The sequence below is a fragment of the Streptomyces coerulescens genome, from assembly GCF_042657965.1.
Classification (GTDB): domain Bacteria; phylum Actinomycetota; class Actinomycetes; order Streptomycetales; family Streptomycetaceae; genus Streptomyces; species Streptomyces coerulescens.
In genome coordinates, this window is record NZ_JBHSKM010000035.1 from 13,364 (window position 1) to 34,811 (window position 21,448).

The window sequence follows — 21,448 nt, forward strand, 5'->3', positions numbered from 1 at the left end:
GTTGCGTGAGAGGGGTTCTGCGTGACCCACATCAACACCCTTGACCCGGGCGCCTCGCCGCTCGACTACTACGGCTTCGAGCTGCGGCGTTACCGGGAGGAGGCGGGGCTGACGCAGAAGCAGCTCGGGGACATCGTCTACTGCACCGGGTCACTGGTCGGCCAGATCGAAACGGCCCGGAAGCTGCCGACGCTGCCCTTCAGCGAGCGGGTGGATGTCGCACTGGGGACGGGCGGGTTGCTGTCCCGCCTGCACGAGCTGGTGATGCGTAGTCAACTTCCGGCCTGGTTTCAGCAGGTGGCGGAGCTTGAGGCGCGGGCGATCGAGATCTGCACCTTTCACACGCACCTGGTGCATGGCCTGTTGCAGACCAAGGCATACGCATCTGCGGTGCTCGGCGCGGTGGATCAAACCGACCTGGAAGACCGTACCTCGGTGCGGCTGGCGCGGCAGCGCATCTTCGAGAAGGCCGAGCCGCCCGTGTTCTGGGCAGTCATCAGCGAGGCCGTGCTGCATCAGGAGATCGGTGGCCGAGGGGTCATGCGGGAGCAGCTCGCCAAGCTGTTGTCGGTCGAGAACGATCCCCGGATCAACATCCAGGTACTCCCTTTCTCTGTAGGGACCCATGCGGGCCTGCAAGGCTCGTTCGACCTCTTCCGCTTCCCGGCCGACCCGGCCATCGTCTACACCGAGGGCTACGGAAGCGGGCATCCAACCGCCAACCCAGACACCGTCAGAGACTGCTCGCTCCGTTACGATCATCTGCAGGCCGCCGCGCTCTCCCTCAAGGACTCGGCGGAGTTGATCCGGCGGGTAATGGAGGAGCGCTATGGCGAGCAAGGCGATTCCGGCGGGGATCCGGTGGCGTAAGTCCAGCTACAGCGGAGACCAAGGCGGATCCTGTGTTGAATGCGCGCCGCTCGGCCCCCTGACCTGGCGCAAGTCCACGCACAGCGGCGACCAGGGCGGTGATTGCGTCGAGATCGCCGAAACCCCCCACACCACCCTCGCCATCCGCGACTCCAAGAACCCGGCGGGACCGATCCTCACCCTCGGCCCCGCCGCGTTCACCACCTTCGTGAAGTGGACCTCGGCTATAGCCGCTGAATGATCGTGCCGGTGGCCAGGCCGCCGCCCGCGCACATCGTCACCAGGGCGAACTCCTTGTCCGCCCGCTCCAGTTCATGCAGTGCGGTGGTGATCAGCCGGGCCCCGGTGGCCCCCACCGGGTGCCCGAGGGCGATCGCACCGCCGTTGACGTTGACCTTCTCCAGGTCCTGCTCGAAGACCTGCGCCCAGCTCAACACCACGGACGCGAAAGCCTCGTTGATCTCGACCAGGTCGATGTCCTTCAGGGACATCCCGGCCTTGCCCAGCACGGCCTTGGTCGCGTCGATCGGTCCGTCGAGGTGGAAGTGCGGGTCGGCGCCCACGAGTGCCTGCGCCACGATGCGTGCGCGGGGCCGCAGTTTCAGGGCGCGAGCCATCCGTTTCGACGCCCACATGATCGCCGACGCGCCGTCGCTGATCTGGGACGAGTTGCCCGCCGTATGGATGGCCGTCGGCATGACGGACTTGAGGCCAGCCAGCGCCTCCATGGACGTGTCGCGCAGACCCTCGTCCTTGTCGACCAGGCGCCACATGCCCTGCCCGGCGCGCTGCTCGTCCTCGGTCGTCGGGACCTGGACGGCGAACGTCTCCCGCTTGAACCGCTCCTCGGCCCAGGCGGTGGCCGCCCGCTCCTGTGAGACGAGGCCGAGGGAGTCGACGTTCTCCCGGGTCAGCCCCCGGTGGCGGGCGATGCGCTCGGCCGCCTCGAACTGGTTGGGCAGGTCGACGTTCCACTCGTCCGGGAACGGCTTGCCGGGCCCGTGCTTGGAGCCGGAGCCCAGCGGCACCCGGGACATCGCCTCGACGCCGCAGCTGATGCCGACGTCGATGACGCCCGCGGCGATCATGTTGGCGGTCATGTGCGAGGCCTGCTGGGAGGAGCCGCACTGGCAGTCGACGGTCGTCGCGGCCGTCTCGTAGGGCAGGCCCATGGTCAGCCAGGCCGTGCGCGCGGGGTTCATGGACTGTTCGCCGGCGTGGGTCACGGTGCCGCCGACGATCTGCTCGACGCAGTCGGCGGGGATACCCGTGCGGCCCAGGAGTTCGCGGTAGGTCTCGCCCAGGAGGTAGGCGGGGTGGAGGTTGGCGAGCGCGCCGCCGCGCTTGCCGATGGGGGTGCGTACGGCTTCGACGATCACGGGTTCGGCAGCCATGGGTGCGGATCCTCTCCGGGGCGCTGCGGAACTGGTACGTGTTCTAGTTCTGTGTGCAGTGTGCTGATGGATGACGGCCTACCGCAAGGGTCGTGCGGCCAATTGGGGGCTCCATGGCTATTGCGAGTTGTAGAACCCGTTACTACCGTCACCGCGATCCCTCCTAGCTGATGAGCCGTCAGGAGCCGCCATGCCGCCCTGTCCCGCGCTTCCCGACGGGTTCGACTTCACCGACCCCGATGTGCTGCAACACCGCGTACCCCTCCCGGAGTTCGCCGAGCTGCGCCTGGCCGAACCGGTCCGCTGGATCCCGCAGCCGGCCAACGTGGCAGGATTCCAGGACGAGGGCTACTGGGCGGTGACCCGGCACGCGGACGTCAAGTACGTATCGACGCACCCGGAGTTGTTCTCGTCGACCCTCAACACCGCGATCATCCGCTTCAACGAACACATCGAGCGCGACGCCATCGACGCGCAACGGCTGATCCTGCTGAACATGGACCCGCCCGAGCACACCCGGGTCCGCCAGATCGTCCAGCGGGTCTTCACCCCGCGTGCCATCCGGGCCCTGGAGGAACGCCTGCGGACGCGGGCGCTCAACATCGCCGCGAACGCCCGTGAGCACGCCGGCCCCTTCGACTTCGTGACCGAGGTCGCCTGCGAACTGCCCCTGCAGGCCATCGCCGAGCTGATCGGCGTCCCGCAGGAGGACCGGTCCAAGATCTTCGACTGGTCCAACAGGATGATCGCGTACGACGACCCCGAGTACGCCATCACCGAAGAGGTCGGCGCCGAGTCGGCCACCGAGCTGATCGCCTACGCGATGAACATGGCCGCCGACCGCAAGGCGTGCCCGGCGAAGGACATCGTCACCACGCTGGTGGCCGCCGAGGACGAAGGCAACCTGGGCTCCGACGAGTTCGGCTTCTTCGTACTGATGCTGGCCGTGGCGGGCAACGAGACCACCCGCAACGCCATCACCCACGGCATGCACGCCTTCCTCACCCACCCCGAACAGTGGGAGCTGTACAAGAGGGAGCGCCCGGAGACGGCGGCGGAGGAGATCGTCCGCTGGGCGACGCCGGTGGTCTCCTTCCAGCGCACGGCGACCCAGGACACGGAGTTGGGCGGGAAGCGCATAAAGAAGGGTGAGCGGGTAGGAATCTTCTATGCCTCGGCGAACCACGACCCCGAGGTCTTCGAGAATCCGGACGCCTTCGACATCACCCGCGACCCCAATCCCCATCTCGGTTTCGGCGGCGGTGGCCCCCATTACTGCCTGGGCAAGTCCCTGGCGGTGCTGGAGATCGACCTGATCTTCAACGCGGTGGCCGACGCGATGCCGGACCTGCGCCTGGTCGGCGCACCCCGCCGCCTTCGCTCAGCCTGGATCAACGGAGTGAAGGAACTCCGGGTCAGCAGCGGCTGACCCATCCCGAGGGAGGCAGGAGCACCCCCTATCCCTACGCCCCGTTCCTGCCTCCCCCGCGATGGCCCTCGGCGCTACCCTGGAATGTGCGGCCGTAGGGGACGATACGGCGGTCAGGAAAGGGTGGGGGGAGATGTTCGGGTGGACCACTTTCGATGTGACTTCGCAGCTTCCCGACCGCTGGGACACCGACATCGCCGAGGTCGTTCGTAAGAATCAGTCCGACAGACTCCTCACGCCTCCGCATTCCACCTCCCGGGAAGGGAACGGAACTCCCGCGCTGTGCACGAGTACGGTCCGGGGCTCGGTGGTGTGGGAGGAGCTTCCCTGGATCGTCGACCTCTACCGTGGCCGGTTCAGGGAACTGGGGGAGCGCTTTGCCCGGCGTAAAGTGATCGCGGCGACGGACCGCCGCTATGCGGTCGTCCTCAACGTTCAGGATCCGGGGGGTGACCGGAGCGAATGCCATGTCGACACCAATCCGATCGCGTGCCTGCTCTATGCGACCGGCCATATGCCCGAAGCCGGCGGTGAGCTGGCCATCGCGAATGATGTCCGGTCGCGGAGCGTTGCCGAGGTGGACCACGACTGCTCGGTGATCTATCCGCAGAAAGGGCATCTCGTCTTCTTCGACGGCAGGTCGCATCCGCACTATGTGCGTGCTGTGACGGGCGGCGTCACACGAATCGTCGTAGCCATGAACTACTACACCGAGGAATGCCCGGAATCCATGCGTCCGGCGGATCTCGACGCATACCTCTACGGCAGTCCCGTCGTCGGCTGACCGGTTTCGTCGGGGCGGTTCAGCCGATCGGACAGTTCTCGGATGGTGGGAACATGCTCGGCGTCCGGCACCGCCGAGCACTGGATCAGAAGGTCGAGGTAGGAACAGATCCGGACCTTCACTTCGGGCGAGACCATGGTGGGACGGCGACGCAGTACGGAGGTCAGTTCGCGCAGGTCGAAGACGATCTCGGAGAAGGCGTGCCGGGCCAGGAGCCGTTGCACCAGCCGCAGGGTCATGGCCCGGTTGCGTGACGGGGTCGCGCCGTCCTCGTCGAGCGTCTCGATCTCGTCGCTCACGGCGAGAAAAAGCGCCATGCGCAGGTCCTGCAGGGCGAGTTGTCGGCGTGTGTTCTCCAGGTCCTGCTGCTGTTCGTTGTTCTGCGCGCTCAGCTCACCGATCATCCGGTTCACATCCCGGATGCTCTGCTCGACCTCGTCCCGCTTACGGTCCACCACGGTGACGACGTAGAGGGAGTATCCGGAGACAAGAGTGGCCACGATGCTGAACACGGCCATGGAAAGGTCGGATCCGCCGGCCTTCGCCTCGGTGAACCTGACGATCAAGCCGTACAGTGCCGGCGCGGCGAGCGTGACGCCGAAGACCCCGCAGATCGTCAGGGCGATCCGGCGCGCGAGGCGTTCCCGCGTGGATCTCCACAGCACGGCCGTGACGACCAGCGACGCCAGCCAGAGGAATGTGTACCAGGCTTCGCTTTCCCCGAGCCAGGTGAAGTCATAGGCCGGTTCGGCCGCTCGGGCAGTGGCCGATGCGTCAAGGATCGGCACGCAGCATCTCCTCGAGTACGACGATGAGTTGCTGAGGACTGGTCTCGTATTTGTCGAACGCGGGTCGGCCTTGCCATGGGTGAGCCTCATCCATCGCGACGAACGAGTCGGCCACCGCCGACAGATAGATGAAAGGTATCCGCCGTGAGCCGTTCTGGGCGCTGAGATACATGCCCAGCACCTGGCCCGCGTTGAGATCCTGTACGCCCAGCCGATAACCGGCGTGATGTCCGCGGAAGATCGCGGCATAGGTGTCCAGCGCCTCGGGCACCGGCTCGGGAAGGCTCATGTGCAGATCGAGTACCGCCGCATCGATCTGATCGCGCGACTCGAACAGGACACACGCCTGACGCAGCGAGTTGCAGTGCCGCAGATGCGCCCCCGCCCGCCTGATGGCAGCGAAGAAGTATCGGTTGATGTCGTATCGGTCGTCGATGAAGGCGATCGTCTTGCCGGCCAGGGGAGTCTGCGGTGTCGACATCTACGCGTCTCCATGGGAGTCGCATGGCCACATGATGCTGACCAGAACCTGGTCGGCCTCGTTGGCGATGGAGATCCTTCCGCCGACCTCCTTGGTCCACTGGTGCGCGATGGACAACCCGAGGTGCATGCCCTCCGACGGGTTCTGCGCGTCCTTGTAGAACGGCTCGAAGCCGTGGTCGAGCTGGGACTGCGGAATCTGGCCGGGGTTGCGCACAGCGATCTCCGTGAAGCTCTTGCCGCGGGTCAGGGAGACGGTGATGCGCTTGTCGTCGGTCGTGCCCGAACCGTCGTAGTGCTTGACGCTGTTGCTCAGGACATTGCGCATGGTGTTGGTGAAGGCTTCACGGGTGCCGAGCAGCCGGATGCGTGCCGGCCGGCTTGTGTCACCGGGCAGCAGTGTTATGTCCGTGTCGAGCTGTGTGGCGGAGTAGGCGAACTCGGAGACGACCTCACGCACGGTGTCGAGGAGATCGAAGCCGCCACGGCGGGCGAAGTCCTGTGTTCTGCCCGTCCGCAGGTCCGGCTGGAAGCTTGCCTGGAACGACAGGAAGTTGTCCGAGAGCAGGCGCAGACTGCCCACGGACCGCTCGATGTCCCGGAATTCGTCCGTCTCCGACAGAGCCGGATTGTCCGACGCCAGTTGCCACAACGCCTGGCGCAGGGGCACCAGTTCGCTGCGGATCTCATGCGCGAAGGTGCGCCCCCACAGAGCCAGCTGGCGGGAGTTCAGTTCGGTGATGTGGTCCAGAAAGGCTTCGAGGGTACGCAACGGAGCGTGGTCGGGGCCCTCACGCTTGGCCCGGTAGTAGGCATCGGTGTGCTGCAGGAACCGGCTCGGAGTGAGGTCCACGGCGAGTTCGGCCTGGAACAGCTCACCCAGGAACTCCACCCGGAAGGCATTGGTCAGCAACGCGACGGGATTGCCTTCCCGGTCCCGGTCGATCGCGATGCAGTTCACGGCCGGAACGACGAGGGGGACGCCGGCGATGATGCGATCCGCGTCCTCCCGGGCCTGATCCTTCTGAGGTTCGTCGACGAACAGGTCGAGAAAGCTGGTGCCGATGGCTTCTTCTTTGCTGTAGCCGTAGATACGGCCGGCTGCGGCATTCCAGAGGACGATCTCGTAATCGCCGTCTCGACCGCGGGACATCCAGAAGCTCACCGGGACCTGGTCCAGCAGGGCATGGATCAGCTCCGCACCCTCGTCCGAAAGACCCTGAGCACTGACGTTTTCCGCCACCCCACCCCCATGTGCCCCGATCGGTGTCTAGGACTGCCGCGTCAGCTCATATTCGAATTTCGAGACGGTGTCGGTGCTTGTGTACCCGCCGTCCACCGTCAGCACGGTGCCGTTCACAAAGCTTGCCTGTTCGGAAAGAAGGAAGGCGACCGCGGCGGCCACCTCATCCGGTTCGCCCGGACGTCCGAGGGGGGTGACTTCGCTCGACTTGTCGTTCACCCGTTTGTCCAGGGCGCCATCGATCCACCCGGCGGCCACCGCGTTGGCTCTGATGTCCCGGGGCATCGTATTGGCCCAGGATTTGGTCAGATTGTGAATGGCGGCCTTCGAGGCGGCGTAGGCCGAAGCGCCGTACGAACCGACGAAAGCCTCAGTACTCGTGACCGTCACGATCGCGCCTTGGTCCGCGAGCCGCAGACCCAGTTCCCGCACGAGATAGTTGGGTGCCGTCAGATTGACGGCCATGCTCCGGTCCCACTCCTCGTGATTGAACTTGTCGGGATCCTCGCGAGTGAAGTAATACTCGGTGTTGACGAGTGCGTGGATATTCCACTTCGCGCTGCAGGTCTCCTCATGGAGGTCGCTCACGAACTTGTCCAAAGCGCTGCGGTTACCCAGATCGACGGGGATCAGTCTGCAGTACCGCTTCAGCTCTCGCAGGTTCTCGTGCAGCCGTTCGGCGCTTTCGCTGTCCTGCTTCCCGTAAGTGCCGATCACTCGGTAGCCGTCCCTGAGCAGGCGACGGGTGACCGCCTCGCCGATTCCCGGGGTCGCCGCGCCGGTGACCACTACCGTGAGTCGACTCTTCATCACATCTCCGCTGGGAGGCCGGACTTCGGGCTGGACCGCCGGACGGAGAAGATCACCGATGCGCCCCCGTCTGGCCACTCATCTCAGGTTAGCGTCAATTACCGGACTCTCGAAGCTGCATGTACTCAAGAGCGAGAGTGAATTGATCAGTTGACCGATTGCGAATCGCCATGTGGATGTTGGAATTGCGGTGAACATGGACGAAGGCGGCGACCCCGGGGATCGGGGGTCGCCGCCTTCGGTTCTGAGGGCTGGGGCCGGGTCGGCTCAGTACCAGCCGTTGGACTGCCAGAAGCCCCAGGCGCCGCACGGGCTGCCGTAGCGGTCCTTCATGTAGTCCAGGCCCCACTCGATCTGGGTGGCCGCGTTGGTCTTCCAGTCGGAGCCGGCGGAGGCCATCTTGTTGCCCGGCAGAGCCTGGACCAGGCCGTAGGCGCCGGAGGAGGAGTTGGTGGCGTTGACGTTCCAGTCGCTCTCGTGGTCGACGATCTTGGAGAAGCACTGGTACTGGCTGGAGTCCGAGATCATCTTCTTCGCTATCGCCTGCGCCGAGGAGGACCCGGTCGTCGCGGCCTGCGAGGGCGCGGCGGCGAACAGCGTGCCGGCGGCGGCAGCGGCCAGGGTGACACCGGCGAGGGCCTTCTTCGGGGCGGAGGCGCGGCGGAGGAGAGAAACAGCGGACACGGGGAGCCTTTCTTCGGGGACAGGGTGTCGGGTGCGTGCCGGAGCCATGCGATGCGAGGCGGTGGCATGCGTCGGCGCCGCGGCCCAGTGGGCACGTCGGCGCCGTGCGACGTCATCCAGAGAAACAGGCCGGATGGGTGTCCGCAATGAGCCCTTTTGCTAGTTGTGGTCGTATGCGGGCGTCGAGCGGTCCGTGTGACGTGGCTCTCTATGTGCAGGTCAGAAGTGGTGCGGACGCGTGCATGACATCCGTTTTGTCCGACTATGGTGAATCGTAGGTGACGTGGGTCATGTGGGGTGCTTCACCGGGTCGGTGACGGTCCGCGCGTGGATCCTCACGGTGTGGGTGCGTCGAACGTGACCGGGGTCTCGAAGGCGGCCCGGCGAGTGGCCCGGCGCAGGGCCCTGAGGATCACCGAGCCGAGGACCAGGGTCAGTACGACGGTGGTGATCGCCCGGCCCAGGTCCCAGCCCAGCGAGGTGGCCAGGCAGTACGCGACGAAGTGGGCCAGATTGACGGACACGGAGGCGTGCTCGGAGAAGGCGATGGACGAGGCCTGGCCCTTCATGAAGGTCCAGCCCGCCAGATTCGTGACGATGCCGTAGGCGAAGGCCGCCAGGGAGCCGTACGCGCACAGGAGCAGAAGTTCCGCGCGGCCGCGCAGCCGGTGACGGTCCGGCAGCAGCCCGGCGCCCATGGTGAACCAGCCCATCGGGAGCATCTGGAACGGCATCCAGGGGCCCACCCCGCCGGTGAGCAGCGCCGACGCGAACATCGTGATCGAGCCGAGCACGAAGCCGAAGCCCGGGCCCAGGACCCGGCCGCTCAGCACCATGAGGAAGAACATCGGTTCCAGACCGGCGGTGCCCGCGCCGATCGGGCGCAGGGCGGCTCCCGTCGCGGTCAGCACCCCGAGCATCGCGACCGCCTTCGGACCGAGCCCCGACTCGGAGATCGTCGCCCCGACGACCGCGACCAGCAGCACCAGCAGACAGGCGAACAACCAGGGGGCGTCCTCGCTGTGCGCGACCACCGCCGACTCGGGCGGCGCGAGGAAGGGCCACATCAGGGCGGCGACGCCGACGGCGCTGACCAGGGCGAGGGCCGCTATGGAGCGGGGGCCGAGGTGAACGGGACGCGTCCGGGGCGGAGAGCTCTTCGTGGCGCTCATGATGCCAGGGCCTTTCGCACCTGTGTGACCGTGAGCCACTTCTGCGGGGCGAGGATCTTGGTGACCTGCGGTGCGAAGGAGGGGGAGGAGACGACGACGTCCGCGGTCGGACCGTCGGCGATCACCTCGCCCTCGGCCAGCAGGACGACCCGGTCCGCGAGCTCGGCGGCGAGCTCCACGTCATGGGTGGCCAGCACGATCGCGTGGCCCCGGCCGGCCAGGTCGCGCAGCAGCGTCACGAGGCGGGCCTTCGCCGCGTAGTCCAGACCACGGGTCGGCTCGTCGAGGAGGAGCAGCGGGGGGCGGGCGGTGAGGACGACGGCCAGGGCGAGCGTCAGGCGCTGGCCCTCGGACAGGTCGCGGGGGTGGGTGTCGTCGGCGATGCCCGGGAGCAGCTCGGAGACGAGGGTGCGGCAGGTGCCGGGTTCGGCGCCCGCGTCGGCGTCGGCGGCCGTGCACTCGGCGGCGACCGTGTCGGCGTAGAGGAGGTCGCGGGGTTCCTGCGGGACGAGTCCCACGCGGCGGACGAGGTCGCGGGGCGGGGTGCGGTGCGGTACGGATCCGCCTACGGCGACCGAGCCGGTGGTGGGTGCCACCAGGCCGACCAGGGTGTTGAGCAGGGTGGACTTGCCGGCGCCGTTGCGGCCCATGAGAGCGACGGTCTCTCCGAGGGGCAGGCGGAGGTTGATGTGACGGAGGGCTCGGATGTGGTCGCGGGTTACGGAGAGGGCTTGTACCTCGGCGGCGTGGGGAGATGTCGGGGTGGTGGGGGTCTCTTTGCGGCGGAACCAGCGGTGGGGGGTGGCGCCGGAGGGGGTGGGGGATTCGGGTTGTCGGCGGCTGCGGGTCTGTTGTGGCTGGTCGCGCAGTTCCCCGCGCCCCTCTGGGGCGATGGAGGTGCGGTTCTCAAGCTGTTGGCGTAGGTCGGTCGCTCTTCTGCGGGCGTCTCGGACCGTCAGGGGCAGTGGGGTCCAGCCCGCCAGGCGGCCCAGGGCCACCACCGGGGGGTACACCGGGGAGACGGCCATGATGTCCGCGGGGGTCCCGAGGATCGGGGCCGTGCCGGGGGAGGACAGGAGAGCGATCCGGTCGGCGTACTGGACCACGCGTTCCAGACGGTGTTCGGCCATCAGGACCGTCGTGCCGAGGTCGTGGACCAGGCGCTGGAGTACGGCGAGGACCTCTTCCGCGGCGGCCGGGTCCAGGGCCGACGTCGGCTCGTCCAGGACCAGGACGCTCGGGTGCGGGGTGAGGACCGAGCCGATCGCCACGCGCTGCTGCTGACCGCCGGAGAGGGTGGCGATGGAGCGGTCACGCAGGTCGGCGAGGCCGAGCAGGTCGAGGGTCTCCTCGACGCGGCGTCGCATCACGTCAGGGGGCAGGCCCAACGACTCCATGCCGTAGGCGAGCTCGTCCTCGACCGTGTCCGTGACGAAGTGGGACAGGGGATCCTGGCCCACCGTGCCCACCACATCGGCCAGTTCACGCGGCTTGTGCGTACGGGTGTCCCGGCCGGCCACCGTGACACGGCCGCGCAGGGTGCCACCGGTGAAGTGCGGCACGAGCCCGCTCACCGCGCCGAGCACGGTGGACTTGCCGACCCCGGACGGGCCGGCGATCAGCACCAGTTCGCCCTCCGGAACCTCGAAGTCCACGCCCTGGACGGTGGGTTCGGCGGCACCGTCGTACGTCACGGAGACGCTCTCGAAGCGGATCACGACGGCTCCTTCGGGGCGGTGGGGTGACGGGGCGCGGGGCTGATGAAGGAAGGGAGGAGGCCGAGGAGGACTGCTGCCGCGGGCCACAGGGGGAGGGTGGGGGCGGTCAGGGGGATCACGCCGGGGGACAGGGCTTCCGGGGTGCGGTCGGCGGCCAGGGTCAGCAGCGCGGCGACCGCCGCGCCGGAACCGGCGACCAGCCAGGCGCGGGCGTCCCAGCGGTCCGGGCGGTAACACGTGCGCGGGGAACGCCGGCCGCCCAGGCGTAGGCCCGCCAGAGCGGCGGCGAGTCCGGCGAGGAGGACCGGGAGACCGTAGGTGCCGCCCTCGGCGGTGAGGAGGCCGTACGTTCCGGCGCAGACACCGAGTAGTCCGCCGAGGGTGAGCGCGGTGGTCGTACGGCGGACGCGGCGCGGAACCTCGGCGGTACGGCCGTAGCCGCGCGCGTCCATCGCGGCGGCGAGGGCGACCGACCGCTCCAACGCGCCCTCCAGGACCGGGAGCGCCACCTGGACAAGGCCCCGCACACCGCTGTCGGGCCGGCCGCGCAGCCGGCGTGCGGCCCGCAGGCGCTGGACGTCGGCGATGAGGTTGGGCGCGTAGGTGAGGGCCACGACCACCGCCACGCCGATCTCGTAGAGGGCGCCGGGGAGGGACTTGAGCAGCCGGGTCGGGTTGGCGAGGGAGTTCGCCGCGCCCACGCAGATGAGGAGCGTCGCCAGGCGCAGCCCGTCGTAGAGGGCGACGAGGACCGTCTCGACCGTGACCTTGCCGCCCAGGCGGATCCCCTGCGCCCAGTCGGGGAGGGGGATCTCCGGGAGGGTGACGATCACATGGGTGCCGGGGATCGGGGAGCCGAGGGCCACGGCGAAGACGAGCCGGATGAGGAGGACGGCCAGGGCGAGCTTGAAGAAGACGGAGTAGGAGCGGGCCCAGGGGGCGTTCGGGCGGCAGGTCGCCACGACGTAGGCGGAGGTCGCGATGAGGAGGGCGAGGAGAAGGGGGTTGGTGGTGCGGGTGGCGGCGGTGCCGAGGGCGAGGGCCCAGAGCCACCAGGCGCCCGGGTGCAGGGGGGAGCGGTGGGTCGGGCGGAGGGGGGAGCGGTGGGTCGGGCGGAGGGTGGCGGCGGGCGGTGCCTGCCGGGCAGCCTCCCCCCGCGTCTCCGCGCCCACGGGAAGCTCGGCTCGGCTAGGCATTCCCGCGCCGCCGTGCCTGCCAGACCGCCGCCGCCCCCAGCATCACCACCACGGCGATGCCCGCGACCAGGCCCAGAGAGAGCCCGCCGTCCGGGTCGTCCTCGGCCGCGGTGGCCGTCCGCCCGGCCGCAGTCGGTTTCCCGGTCTCCCCGCCACCGCCCGACACCTGCTCGCCGCAGCCCTTCTGCGGATACCCGGTGATCGCACACAGCAGGGCGTTGGTGTCGTAACGCAGGGGCTTGGCGACGGCCGCCAGGGCCTCCGCCGTCGTCGCGTCCGGAGCGACCCGGGCGCACGCCGTCCGGCGGGCCGGGGGCGTCTCGCCGGACGGGGCGTCGGCCGCCGTACCGAAGTCGATGACCAGGGCCACCCGCTTGGTGCCGTCCTCGGCGGGCGTCCTGGCGCAGATCACCGCGAACTCGGCCGCGCCCCTGGGCTGTGTCGCGTCCTTGGAGTCCTCGCTCACCGCGAACCGGAAGCCCTGGACGTCGCCGTCGGACGGACGGGCGAGGGAGGGGCCCTGGGTGGCGTAGATCCAGTTGCCGTCCTGGCGTTCCCAGAAGGACCAGTAGCGATAGCCGGCCGCATGGGCGCCCTGGGCCGCGCCGGTCAGCAGGACCAGCGCGGCCAGGAGCGGCGCGAGCATGCGACGGATCACGCTTGCGGGCCCTTCTTGCGGCCGCTCAGCAGGAAGCCGATGCCGATGCCGACGACGAGGAAGATGCCGACGTACCACCAGACACCGAAGGGACTGTCGTCCTTGGTCTTCTCCTCGTTCGTGGCCTTGGTCGCGGCCTGAGGTGCGGGACCGGTGGCGTTGAGCTGCTCGACCAGGTCGGCGCCGCCGAAGTCGCGGGGGTCGGTGCCGGTGGCGTGGGCGGCGAGGATCAGCTGGGCGTAGGCCGCCGGGCCGCTCTGCTCGGCCCACTTCGCGGAGTTCCGCTCCAGCCAGCGCAGCGGCTTGGCGGCGGCGTCGGCGCCGGAGAACGCGGCCAGCGCGACGACCGCGTCGGCGGTGTTGCCGTAGTCGGGCTGGTCCTCGGCGCCGGGGAGGGCGGACGTGAGGTGGCCGTCCTTGGCGAGGGCCGCCGTGAGATGGGCGGCGCCGTTGGCGGCGGTCTGCTGCGGGGTGGGGTCGCCGGCGTCGGAGCAGGAGGCGGCCGACTGCTTGCCGGGGCCGACCACGAGGCCCTTGCCGAGGGAGCCGAGGACACCGGCCGCGGTGGCGTCGGCGTTGGCGAGCAGCTTGCCCTTCTTGTCGGGCTGGAAGGCGAAGGCGCCCGCACCGTCGCCCTTGCAGGGCAGGGCGAGCTTGCCGAGCGCGTCGTAGGCCGACCGACCGTCCTTGCGGATCCCCTCCGGCTTCTCACCGACGGCGGCGAGCGCACCGATCACCACGGACGTGGAGTTGGTGTCGCTGGCCCCGCCCGGCATGTATCCCCAGCCGCCGTCCTTGTTCTGGACGGACTTCAGCCAGGTCACGGCCTTGGAGACGGCGGCGTCGTGCCCGCCGAGCGCGACCAGCGCCTGCACGGCGGCGGCCGTGTTGTTGGTGTCGACGAGGGTCTTGGCATCGCAGTCGGCGGCGGCGTCGGCACGGTAGGGCGCGAAGGCGCCGCTCGCGCACTGCTGCCCCACCAGCCAGTCCACGGCCTTCGGGGCGGGCTTCACCCCGACGGTGTCCTGCGCGAGCAACGCGAGGGACTGCCGCCAGACGCCGTCGTAGGTGGGGTCGGTGGTGCCGTACAGCCCGGCGGGGTGGGTCGGCTTCGGCGAGGCGGAGGGGGAGGAGTCGGCGGCTATGGCCGGCGCGGCCGCGCCGATCACGACGGCGGCGGCCAGTACCGCGGCGCTGCGACGGACGTACATGATCGGCGGGTGCCCTTCCCTAAAGGGAACCGGGCAGCACAGGGGGGACCCCGGGCGGCTCGGCTCCGTATACCTCGACGGTGCCGCACTCCGGCCGACTGCCGGGGCACGTGAGCCGGTCACGCCCGTACACGGCGATCCGGCTCACCGGCCTTCGACGACGACCGGTTCACGGTTGCGGGTCAGCGCCGGATTTGCACCGGCTTTCCCGTGTACGGGGGTGATGACGACGGCGACACTCTACCCGCCCGTAACCCGGACCCTCGGGGCCGCCCGTGCGACCCGATACCTTCGGCCCGTGACGGAGGGGGCAGAGGCGATGCGGAGACCGGTGGGGCGGCTGCTCGGGGCGGGGCGGACCGCCGACGTGTACGAGATCGACGAGGCGTGGGTGCTGCGCCGGGACCGGGAGGGGTGGGGCGACGCGCTCGCCGAGGGAGCGGTGATGGCACACATCCGCGACCACGGCTATCCGGCGCCGGGAGTCCGACTCGCCGACTCCTCGCGGACCGACCTGGTGATGCAGCGGCTGTCGGGGCCGACGATGCTGGGGGCGCTGAGCGCCGGAACCATGGGCGCGGATGAGGCGGGCGGCATCCTGGCCCGCCTGCTGCGGCAGCTGCACGAGGTCCCCGCGCGCCGGCCCGGGAGCAGCGTCCTGCACCTCGACCTGCACCCTGACAACGTCATCCTCACCCCCGACGGCCCCTACGTCATCGACTGGAACAACACCGAGGAGGGCGATCCGGGCCTGGACTGGGGCACTTCGGCGGTGATCCTCGCCCAGGTCGCGGTCGACGACGAACCCATCGCCGAACCCGCCCGAGCCATCCTTGCGGCGCTCCTCGCCGACCCGTCCCACCTCACCCTCGACGGCCTCACGGAGGCGCTGCGACGACGGGCCGCCAACCCGACGATGTCGCTGCGGGAAGTCGAACTCCTCGGTGAAGCGGAAGAGTTGATCCGCGTCTTCATGCGTGGCTAGCGGTCGGCCCGCGAGGTGGGGCATGTCGAAGGCCGGGGTCCTCGACCGTTGCAGTGTGGGGCGACTCCGGTCGCGCTCGATCGAGTGCGACCGGCGGGCGACGGGAGGCGGGCCCCCGCGGATCAGATCGGGTGGGGATCGAACTCCCAGCCCGAGCGACTCCACTCACGCAGGGCGAGGGCCCGAGGGTGGTCGGCACCGAGCCGCGCGGTGAGCGCACCCAGTGCTTCCTCGCGAAGCCGCTCGGCGGCCTCGGTCTCTCCCAGTTCATTCAGGACCACCGCGAGGTTCGCGGCGCAGACCAGTGGAGCGGGGTGCTGATTGTCGTTGAGGACGTCGCGAAGCCGGTCCCATACCTCCTCGTACGTGGCACGGGCTCGTTCCCGCTGTCCCAGTGCGGCCTGGGCATTGGCCAGGTTCATCCGGCACATCAGAGTGAACGGATGGCCGTCGTCGAAGATCTCCGCGAAGGCCCTTGCCGCCTGCTCGGCGTGGGCGAGGGAGGAGGCCACTTCATTGGCCGCATAGAGGAGCACGGCCAGGTTCGCGTGGCAGGCCACCGTGTAGGGGTGCTTGTCATGGAAGAGCCGACGGCAGTCGTCCAGGACCTGACGAGCGAGGTCACATGCTTCGTCGCTACGGCCCTGCGCGCCCAGCATGCCTGCCAGACCCAGTTGGAGCAGCAGCCGGTTGGGGGAGGCGGAGCCTTCTTCGGACGGCAGATTGGCCAGCACCGTACGCGTCAGATCCTCGGCCTCCTGGGCCCGGCCCAACTGGAGCAGGGCGCCGGACAGTGCCCTACCGGCGTTGATGGTGGTGGGTGAGGAAGGACCGAACTCCTTGTTGGCGAGGCACTGGTCGTAGGTGCGCCGCAACCTGAGCTCGGATCCGGCGTAGTCGCCGCAGTCGAGCAGGTCGCGGGCGTAGCTGATGGTCGTTTCCCGGGTGTAGGGGTGTTCCGTGCCCAAGATCTTGTTCCGGGTTTCCATCGTCTTGCGGTCCAGTCGCAGGGCGTCCGTGTACTGCCCCAACACCCGTAGACACACGGCGAGGTTGTGGGCCGCCATGAGGCTTCGCGGATGGTCCTCGCCGAACAACTCCAGGAACTGCTCGTGGTTGAGGCGGTCGCGTTCCAGCGCCTCGCTGTAGCGGCCCAGACCGCGCAGGTCGGCCGCCACGCCGCCGGACGTCATGAGGATGTGGAGGTCGTGCAGGCTGTCCAGGGCCGCTTCCTGGCGGTGTAGTACGTCCATGTCCAGCTCCAGGGCCTCCTGGTATCTGCCCCGGGCACGGAGGATGTTCGCGATCTGGAAGCCCATGTGCAGCACCCAGCGCTCGTCGGGCCCGCTGTGTTCGAGCCAGCCCTGATGCACGCGCGTGCTCAGGTCGTACGCCTGCTTGAGCTCGCCGCGGCGGCGCAGCTGGCGCACTCGGTCCACGATCAGCTTGCGGATGCCGTAGTCGGGCGACGCCAGGGCCCAGGGAGTTCCCAAGTGTGGCCAGATGATGCGGTAGCGGTGCCAGGTGTGGTGGTCCTCGGGGTCGTCCTGTTCGGGACGGGCGGCCACCAGGGTGCGGAACACGACGTCCCGGGTGGCCTCCTGCTCCTCCTCCGTCATGTTCAGGCGCACCGACATCTGCACCAGGCGATGCACGCGGAGACTGCGTGACCTTCGGTCCACCTCGGCGAGCGACAGTCGGCTGAGCTCCTGGAACGCTCGCGCGATCATTTCCGTGCTGTCGAAGGCGCGTGGGCGGAACTCCCGGTCGACCGGGCCGTCATGGCCGGTCAGAGCATGCGCGATCTGCGTGCTCTGCAGCAGGTCCATGGAGATGGGCTCCGGACTGAACCAGGCGGCCAGTTTGAGCAGTTGAACCGCCGGCGGGAAGCTCTTGTTGAGTTGCCCGATGGCCACGCTCCAGGTCTTGGAGACGTCGAGGAGACGGTCGTCGGGGCTCAGGCCGGCCGTGTCGGCGGAGGGCTGGCGTTCGAGGAGCTTGACGTACTCGTGGGTCTGAAGACCGCTCTCCCTGAGTACGGCGGCCGCGTGTTCGACGGCCAGCGGAAGATCGCCGAGGGCGGAGGCCACTTCGTCGGCCTCCTCGGTGCTGCACTCGGTCAGTCGGCGCTTGAGGTGCGCCACGCTCTCCTCGCGCTCGAACACACCGACATCGACGATCTCCGCGTACCGCTCCCAGCCCTCGGAGCGCTGACTGGTGACCAGGATGTGGCCTGACTTGCTGCTCACGAGCAGATCGGACAGATCGCTCACATGCTCGACGTTGTCGAGGATCAGCAACCAGCGACTGTAGGGCCGGCCCAGACACAGCGCGTCCCTGACGGCGGTCGCCGTCGCCGTCGGGTTCTTGCACTCGGGAACGCCCAGATGGCCTGCCAGACCCGCGTATTGCTCGATCGCGAGGTTGCGCTGATCGGCCTGGATGTGCCAGATGACGTCGTAGTCGCCCTTGAATCGGTGGGCGAACTCCAAGGCCAGCATCGTCTTGCCCACCCCGCCCATGCCGCGCATGACGACTGTGCCGTTGCCGGCCCGCAGCCTCTCCCGCACGAACTCCAGCAGCTTCTCGCGGCCGGTGAAGGACGGGTTGCGGATGGGCAACGACAGCACCGCTTGCCCGGCTCCGGGGAAACGAGGACCACCGTCGCTTGCGGCAGCCGGGGTGAACGGCGGCTGTGTCGGGGCCTCCACGGCCTTCAGCAGCGCCTGCCTGGCAGCGTCCTCATCGGCACCGCAGCGAGTCAGATCCACGGCGGCGTGCTCGGAGAACGGCGGGGTCAGCCGTACGTCGTCCACCCGCACGGCCACCAGGCTGTGCCGATTGCCCAGGCCGTCGACCGTGTCGGCAGCCTCGCACACCGCGTGGGTCCCAGCGGACCTCCGGTAGGCATGGGACAGGACCGCGACGGTCCGGGTGGGCGACTCCACCGTCTGCTTCCCGGCAGTGCGCGGCGGCGCGGTGATGGCACCGTTGGAGAGCAGACGTACCTGGAATCCCACGGACTTGAGGGTGAACTCGATCCAGTCGGCCCAGGTGCGGTCCTCGGGGACGAAGCTGACATGGATGGTGGTGTTCTCCAGCGGTCTGGGCCGCTTGTACAGAGCGAGAACCCGCTTGCGCTCGGCATCGTCCAAGCGGGGGAGTGCGGTGACCTCGCCCTCGGAGATGACATCCGTCAGCCGTTCGTACGCGGCGAGCAGCGAGGTGGGGCTGCCCGGGGCGTCGCGGAACGGGGCGAGCAGTTCCTCGTAGGCGTAGAAGGGCCGGTAGGGGATCTCGACCTTGCCCCAGTACTCCTGGGCATCCAGAGCACAGTGCCGGCGCACGATGCCGGCGAACTTCGCCCGCATCTGCTCCCGCGCCGCCTCCAGCCGGTCGGCCTCGCCGTTCGCGTCCTCCACGCGCATGGGGACCGGGACGATGCGGATTCCCCGGTAGCCGTAAAGACTGTCGATCTTCTGCGCCACGGCCTGCGCGCCGTCCATGCCCTGGCTGCTCGGGGTGAAAGCGACGACCAGGACGTCCGGCAGCAGCACGGTGCACACGTCCGAGACGTCGCTCAGGCCGGTGCGGCTGTCGATCAGGACGTAGTCGTAGTTCTGGGTGAGTTCGTGCTTGAGAGCCTCGACGAAGACCGGTCCGTGCCAGGTGTGGTCCAGGAAGTGCATCCAGTCGAACTGCGAGTACGCCGACAGGTACTCCTTGTTCTGCGTGCCGGGCGAGACGTAGTCCAGCCGGCCGCCGCCCGGAAACTCCCAGTCGATCGGGATCACGCAGTGGTTGAAATGGGCCTGGGTGGCCACCCAGGCCGCTTCCGCGCTCTCCCACTCGTCCTGAGACCGGGGCTCCGGCGGCCTGCGCTGCTCCAGCACGGTCTGGTTGAAGTGCAGGAAGAGGTCGATGATGCCTTGCGCGGTCCGTAACCGGTCGCGGTCGAGGAAGGGATGCAGAAAGCGGTCGAGGCCGGGCGCGTCCAGGTCCCAGTCGACGACGAGCACCCGCTTTCCACCTGACGCGAGGATCCACGCGGTGTTGGCGAGGGACATGGTGCGGCCGGTGCCGCCCTTGTACGAGTAGAAGGTGATGATCTTCCCTCGGGCGTCAGTCACTCGTTGGCCTCCGAACCCGTGACTCGAGGTACCGCAGATAGCAACTCTTCGCCAACTCCGCGAAGAGCCAGGCGAAGGCATCGGCCTTCGGAATGCCCCGTGCGGCCGTACCGCGAGCGGTGCGGGGCATGTCGCGCAGATGCCGGTGCCGGGACAGCGTCCACTCCAGCAGCGACCGCAGCCGTGCCTCGTCGCGCCGGGTCTGTGGGTCGTCCTCGGCGAGCACTGCCATCACCGCCAGCCAGGGCCTGTTGGCCTGGACGATGTGCTGCACCTGCTCCGCGATCCTGAGATCGCCCAGTATCCACGCGTCGACCACGAGCACCGAGGGAGCGAGGGGCCTGACGGGTTCTCGCGCGGAACCGTCGTAGGTGATGCTCTCGTATGCCTTCTCGAGCGGAACCAGTTCCGGCTCGAATCCGAGATTGCGAGCGAGAGCGAAAGCCTGCTGGGTCAGCGTTCCGCGTGCCGTGCGGTAGGGCCGCCATGACTCGGTGTCAGATCCGTAGGAGGCTGCGTCACGTCCTGGCGGGAGTCGGGCGGCGGTCGGCGCGACGACCGTGATCCGCAGGGTCGGCTTCGACGGTTGTGCCGCGAACGCGTCCACCAGGCCAGGCCGATCAGTCAGTCGCTCGATGCTGACCGTTCGTGGAGGCGTGTCCTCCCACGCCCGCGTGATGCGCTGAGCCAGCCGTCCCAGGACCGCACGGTAGGCGCGCTGGTCGTCATCCTCCATCTCCATGAGCTGGTAGAGGCCGGACTCGGCGTAGCGGTCATGTGCGTGCTGTTCCTCGTCGTCGCCCTCACGCGGCAGGTGCGCCGGGATGTCCAGAGCCGCCATCGGCAGTGTGGTGCCCTGGGTGGGCGGAATCCACAGGACGGGGACTACGGCCCGACCGTAGTCAGGGCCGACGCGTCGCTTGAAGGCAGTCCATTGGCGCCCGCAGAGTGGATCGGTGAAGTAGCGCGGCGCGTACAGCGGGACGAGGACACTGCTGGCTGTCAGCTTCGAGAGCCATCCATCGGACGCTGTGCCGGGACGGTCCACGTGACCGGCTTGCTCCGCGGGCACGCCGGTCAGGCCGGCCACTTGCTCCCCGAGCTCCTCGAAGAAGGAGAAGACCGGCTGGTCGGCGTCGGCCCCCTGAAGCCCCGGCGTGCGGGCGTAGCTGAGGAAGAAGACCGGATTCGAGTCCGTCATGAGTCCGCCTGAGTACGTGGCGCGAAGACGTTGCTCAGACCGTCGAACAGGCTGATCTCGCAGGATTTGAGTTGAGCTGCTGTTGCGACGTCGACGATCCGCTCGGCGAGCCGCCACACGGTTCGCCGGTAGACGCCCCACTTTCCCGCCTCCATCAGACCCAGCAGCCCCACGCGCCGGTAGTCGTCCCCGAGATCGAGGCTGTGGTACTGGAACGGCTGGACGACCTCGGGCAACACGGTCCGGCCGGGAGAGGTCCACAGCACCGGGACGATCGCGCTGACGGTGTAGCGCTCACTGCGGTGATGCTCGGTCTGCCGTCGCAGGAAGCCGTCGAACTCGACCCCGCACCAGTGGCTGGAGAAATAGCGCGGCGAATACACCGGCATGAAGACCCGGCAGGTCGCCAGCGCCTCCTTCAGGTGCTTCTCCCACTCGCCGCTCAGGGGCATGCGCTTGTCGAGGAAGCCGACCGGAGTTTCCCCGTCGTGCGTGGTCAGTTGCAGGACGAACCGGCACAGCAGTTGATGGAATGCCTCCTGCCGTTCGTCCGGCGCGCGCATGCCGGCGGCCACGCCGGGTAACTGGGCGTAGCTGTGGAAGAAGTAGGGATCCTGGCTGTCAGCCGGGCGGCCGGACGAGTGGGAGTCGGTCACCTGAGCTGCCCCCTCCAGCCGTGTGGTGTTCCTTGCACC

The 21,448-nt window shown here is 68.6% G+C and carries 19 protein-coding genes and 1 riboswitch; of the genes, 5 read left to right on the forward strand and 14 right to left on the reverse strand.

What is annotated here, in order from left to right; all coding sequences use genetic code 11:
• The first annotated feature begins 21 nt into the window (after positions 1–21).
• Together ACFPQ9_RS34900 and ACFPQ9_RS34905 are read left to right on the forward strand one after the other, a co-directional pair.
• Positions 22–870 carry a helix-turn-helix domain-containing protein gene (locus ACFPQ9_RS34900; RefSeq protein WP_380862424.1) on the forward strand — a complete coding sequence of 283 codons (849 nt, stop codon included), beginning with the start codon at positions 22–24 and terminating at the stop codon, positions 868–870.
• Positions 830–1,111, forward strand: coding sequence for a DUF397 domain-containing protein (locus tag ACFPQ9_RS34905; protein WP_380862426.1), 282 nt, complete (start codon positions 830–832; stop codon positions 1,109–1,111). Before ACFPQ9_RS34900 ends, ACFPQ9_RS34905 begins: the two co-directional genes overlap by 41 nt.
• Here the strand turns inward: ACFPQ9_RS34905 and ACFPQ9_RS34910 are convergent.
• Entirely contained in the window at positions 1,095–2,264 is a 1,170-nt protein-coding gene (locus ACFPQ9_RS34910) for a steroid 3-ketoacyl-CoA thiolase (protein WP_380862428.1), read from the reverse strand. The two genes, ACFPQ9_RS34905 and ACFPQ9_RS34910, sit on opposite strands and share 17 nt — an antisense overlap.
• Before the next feature lie 190 nt (positions 2,265–2,454).
• Between ACFPQ9_RS34910 and ACFPQ9_RS34915 the strand changes: the two genes are divergently transcribed.
• Positions 2,455–3,693 carry a cytochrome P450 gene (locus ACFPQ9_RS34915; protein WP_380862430.1) on the forward strand — a complete coding sequence of 413 codons (1,239 nt, stop codon included), beginning with the start codon at positions 2,455–2,457 and terminating at the stop codon, positions 3,691–3,693.
• Between the two features lie 133 nt (positions 3,694–3,826).
• Positions 3,827–4,477 carry a 2OG-Fe(II) oxygenase family protein gene (locus ACFPQ9_RS34920; protein WP_380862432.1) on the forward strand — a complete coding sequence of 217 codons (651 nt, stop codon included), beginning with the start codon at positions 3,827–3,829 and terminating at the stop codon, positions 4,475–4,477.
• On the opposite strand, the gene ACFPQ9_RS34925 is transcribed toward ACFPQ9_RS34920, so the two are convergent.
• The 10 genes from ACFPQ9_RS34925 to ACFPQ9_RS34970 form a co-directional block, all read right to left on the reverse strand.
• Positions 4,453–5,265 carry a hypothetical protein gene (locus ACFPQ9_RS34925; RefSeq protein WP_380862433.1) on the reverse strand — a complete coding sequence of 271 codons (813 nt, stop codon included), beginning with the start codon at positions 5,263–5,265 and terminating at the stop codon, positions 4,453–4,455. The two genes, ACFPQ9_RS34920 and ACFPQ9_RS34925, sit on opposite strands and share 25 nt — an antisense overlap.
• The gene (locus ACFPQ9_RS34930) at positions 5,252–5,746 is read right to left on the reverse strand and encodes a hypothetical protein (RefSeq protein WP_380862435.1); all 495 of its coding nucleotides are present in this window, start codon (positions 5,744–5,746) and stop codon (positions 5,252–5,254) included. The genes ACFPQ9_RS34925 and ACFPQ9_RS34930 overlap by 14 nt, the downstream gene beginning before the upstream one ends.
• Positions 5,747–6,988 (reverse strand): PAS domain-containing sensor histidine kinase, encoded by a 1,242-nt coding sequence (locus tag ACFPQ9_RS34935; RefSeq protein WP_380862437.1) that lies wholly within the window; start codon positions 6,986–6,988, stop codon positions 5,747–5,749.
• A gap of 27 nt (positions 6,989–7,015) precedes the next feature.
• Complete coding sequence (locus ACFPQ9_RS34940) at positions 7,016–7,798, reverse strand: SDR family NAD(P)-dependent oxidoreductase (protein ID WP_380862439.1); 783 nt, start codon at positions 7,796–7,798, stop codon at positions 7,016–7,018.
• Positions 7,799–8,065: 267 nt separating this feature from the next.
• Positions 8,066–8,482, reverse strand: a complete 417-nt coding sequence (locus ACFPQ9_RS34945) for an aggregation-promoting factor C-terminal-like domain-containing protein (protein ID WP_380862441.1) — start codon at positions 8,480–8,482, stop codon at positions 8,066–8,068.
• Positions 8,483–8,817: 335 nt separating this feature from the next.
• Positions 8,818–9,654 (reverse strand): ECF transporter S component, encoded by an 837-nt coding sequence (locus tag ACFPQ9_RS34950; protein ID WP_380862443.1) that lies wholly within the window; start codon positions 9,652–9,654, stop codon positions 8,818–8,820.
• Complete coding sequence (locus ACFPQ9_RS34955) at positions 9,651–11,372, reverse strand: ABC transporter ATP-binding protein (RefSeq protein WP_380862445.1); 1,722 nt, start codon at positions 11,370–11,372, stop codon at positions 9,651–9,653. The genes ACFPQ9_RS34950 and ACFPQ9_RS34955 overlap by 4 nt, the downstream gene beginning before the upstream one ends.
• Positions 11,369–12,568, reverse strand: a complete 1,200-nt coding sequence (locus ACFPQ9_RS34960; protein ID WP_380862447.1) for an energy-coupling factor transporter transmembrane component T — start codon at positions 12,566–12,568, stop codon at positions 11,369–11,371. Before ACFPQ9_RS34960 ends, ACFPQ9_RS34955 begins: the two co-directional genes overlap by 4 nt.
• The gene (locus tag ACFPQ9_RS34965) at positions 12,561–13,226 is read right to left on the reverse strand and encodes an SCO2322 family protein (RefSeq protein ID WP_380862449.1); all 666 of its coding nucleotides are present in this window, start codon (positions 13,224–13,226) and stop codon (positions 12,561–12,563) included. Before ACFPQ9_RS34965 ends, ACFPQ9_RS34960 begins: the two co-directional genes overlap by 8 nt.
• A complete protein-coding gene (locus tag ACFPQ9_RS34970) occupies positions 13,223–14,437 on the reverse strand; it encodes a prenyltransferase/squalene oxidase repeat-containing protein (protein WP_380862451.1) in 1,215 nt (404 codons plus the stop codon). The genes ACFPQ9_RS34965 and ACFPQ9_RS34970 overlap by 4 nt, the downstream gene beginning before the upstream one ends.
• 124 nt (positions 14,438–14,561) lie before the next feature.
• Positions 14,562–14,656, reverse strand: a riboswitch (adenosylcobalamin-variant (AdoCbl-variant) riboswitch).
• A 100-nt stretch (positions 14,657–14,756) separates the two neighbouring features.
• On the opposite strand from ACFPQ9_RS34970, the gene ACFPQ9_RS34975 reads away from it, so the two are divergent.
• Positions 14,757–15,422, forward strand: coding sequence for a phosphotransferase (locus tag ACFPQ9_RS34975; protein ID WP_380862491.1), 666 nt, complete (start codon positions 14,757–14,759; stop codon positions 15,420–15,422).
• A gap of 122 nt (positions 15,423–15,544) precedes the next feature.
• Here the strand turns inward: ACFPQ9_RS34975 and fxsT are convergent, their stop codons facing one another.
• The 3 genes from fxsT to ACFPQ9_RS34990 are packed head-to-tail and all read right to left on the reverse strand — an operon-like array spanning position 15,545 to position 21,409.
• Entirely contained in the window at positions 15,545–19,552 is a 4,008-nt protein-coding gene (gene fxsT, locus ACFPQ9_RS34980; RefSeq protein ID WP_380862453.1) for an FxSxx-COOH system tetratricopeptide repeat protein, read from the reverse strand.
• Positions 19,545–20,753: a TIR-like protein FxsC gene (locus tag ACFPQ9_RS34985; RefSeq protein ID WP_380862455.1), complete on the reverse strand. Its 1,209-nt coding sequence runs from the start codon at positions 20,751–20,753 to the stop codon at positions 19,545–19,547. Before ACFPQ9_RS34985 ends, fxsT begins: the two co-directional genes overlap by 8 nt.
• Positions 20,750–21,409, reverse strand: a complete 660-nt coding sequence (locus ACFPQ9_RS34990; RefSeq protein WP_380862457.1) for a TIR-like protein FxsC — start codon at positions 21,407–21,409, stop codon at positions 20,750–20,752. Before ACFPQ9_RS34990 ends, ACFPQ9_RS34985 begins: the two co-directional genes overlap by 4 nt.
• Positions 21,410–21,448: the final 39 nt, after the last annotated feature.

Excerpts from the sequence above, each read along its gene's own strand:
- ACFPQ9_RS34950 (WP_380862443.1), bottom strand. The coding sequence starts at position 9,654 with ATGAGCGCCACGAAGAGCTCTCCGCCCCGGACGCGTCCCGTTCACCTC.
- ACFPQ9_RS34960 (WP_380862447.1), bottom strand. The coding sequence starts at position 12,568 with ATGCCTAGCCGAGCCGAGCTTCCCGTGGGCGCGGAGACGCGGGGGGAG.
- ACFPQ9_RS34970 (WP_380862451.1), bottom strand. The coding sequence starts at position 14,437 with ATGTACGTCCGTCGCAGCGCCGCGGTACTGGCCGCCGCCGTCGTGATC.
- ACFPQ9_RS34910 (WP_380862428.1), bottom strand. The coding sequence starts at position 2,264 with ATGGCTGCCGAACCCGTGATCGTCGAAGCCGTACGCACCCCCATCGGC.
- ACFPQ9_RS34920 (WP_380862432.1), top strand. The coding sequence starts at position 3,827 with ATGTTCGGGTGGACCACTTTCGATGTGACTTCGCAGCTTCCCGACCGC.
- ACFPQ9_RS34985 (WP_380862455.1), bottom strand. The coding sequence starts at position 20,753 with ATGACGGACTCGAATCCGGTCTTCTTCCTCAGCTACGCCCGCACGCCG.
- ACFPQ9_RS34915 (WP_380862430.1), top strand. The coding sequence starts at position 2,455 with ATGCCGCCCTGTCCCGCGCTTCCCGACGGGTTCGACTTCACCGACCCC.
- ACFPQ9_RS34905 (WP_380862426.1), top strand. The coding sequence starts at position 830 with ATGGCGAGCAAGGCGATTCCGGCGGGGATCCGGTGGCGTAAGTCCAGC.
- ACFPQ9_RS34940 (WP_380862439.1), bottom strand. The coding sequence starts at position 7,798 with ATGAAGAGTCGACTCACGGTAGTGGTCACCGGCGCGGCGACCCCGGGA.
- ACFPQ9_RS34975 (WP_380862491.1), top strand. The coding sequence starts at position 14,757 with ATGCGGAGACCGGTGGGGCGGCTGCTCGGGGCGGGGCGGACCGCCGAC.
- ACFPQ9_RS34930 (WP_380862435.1), bottom strand. The coding sequence starts at position 5,746 with ATGTCGACACCGCAGACTCCCCTGGCCGGCAAGACGATCGCCTTCATC.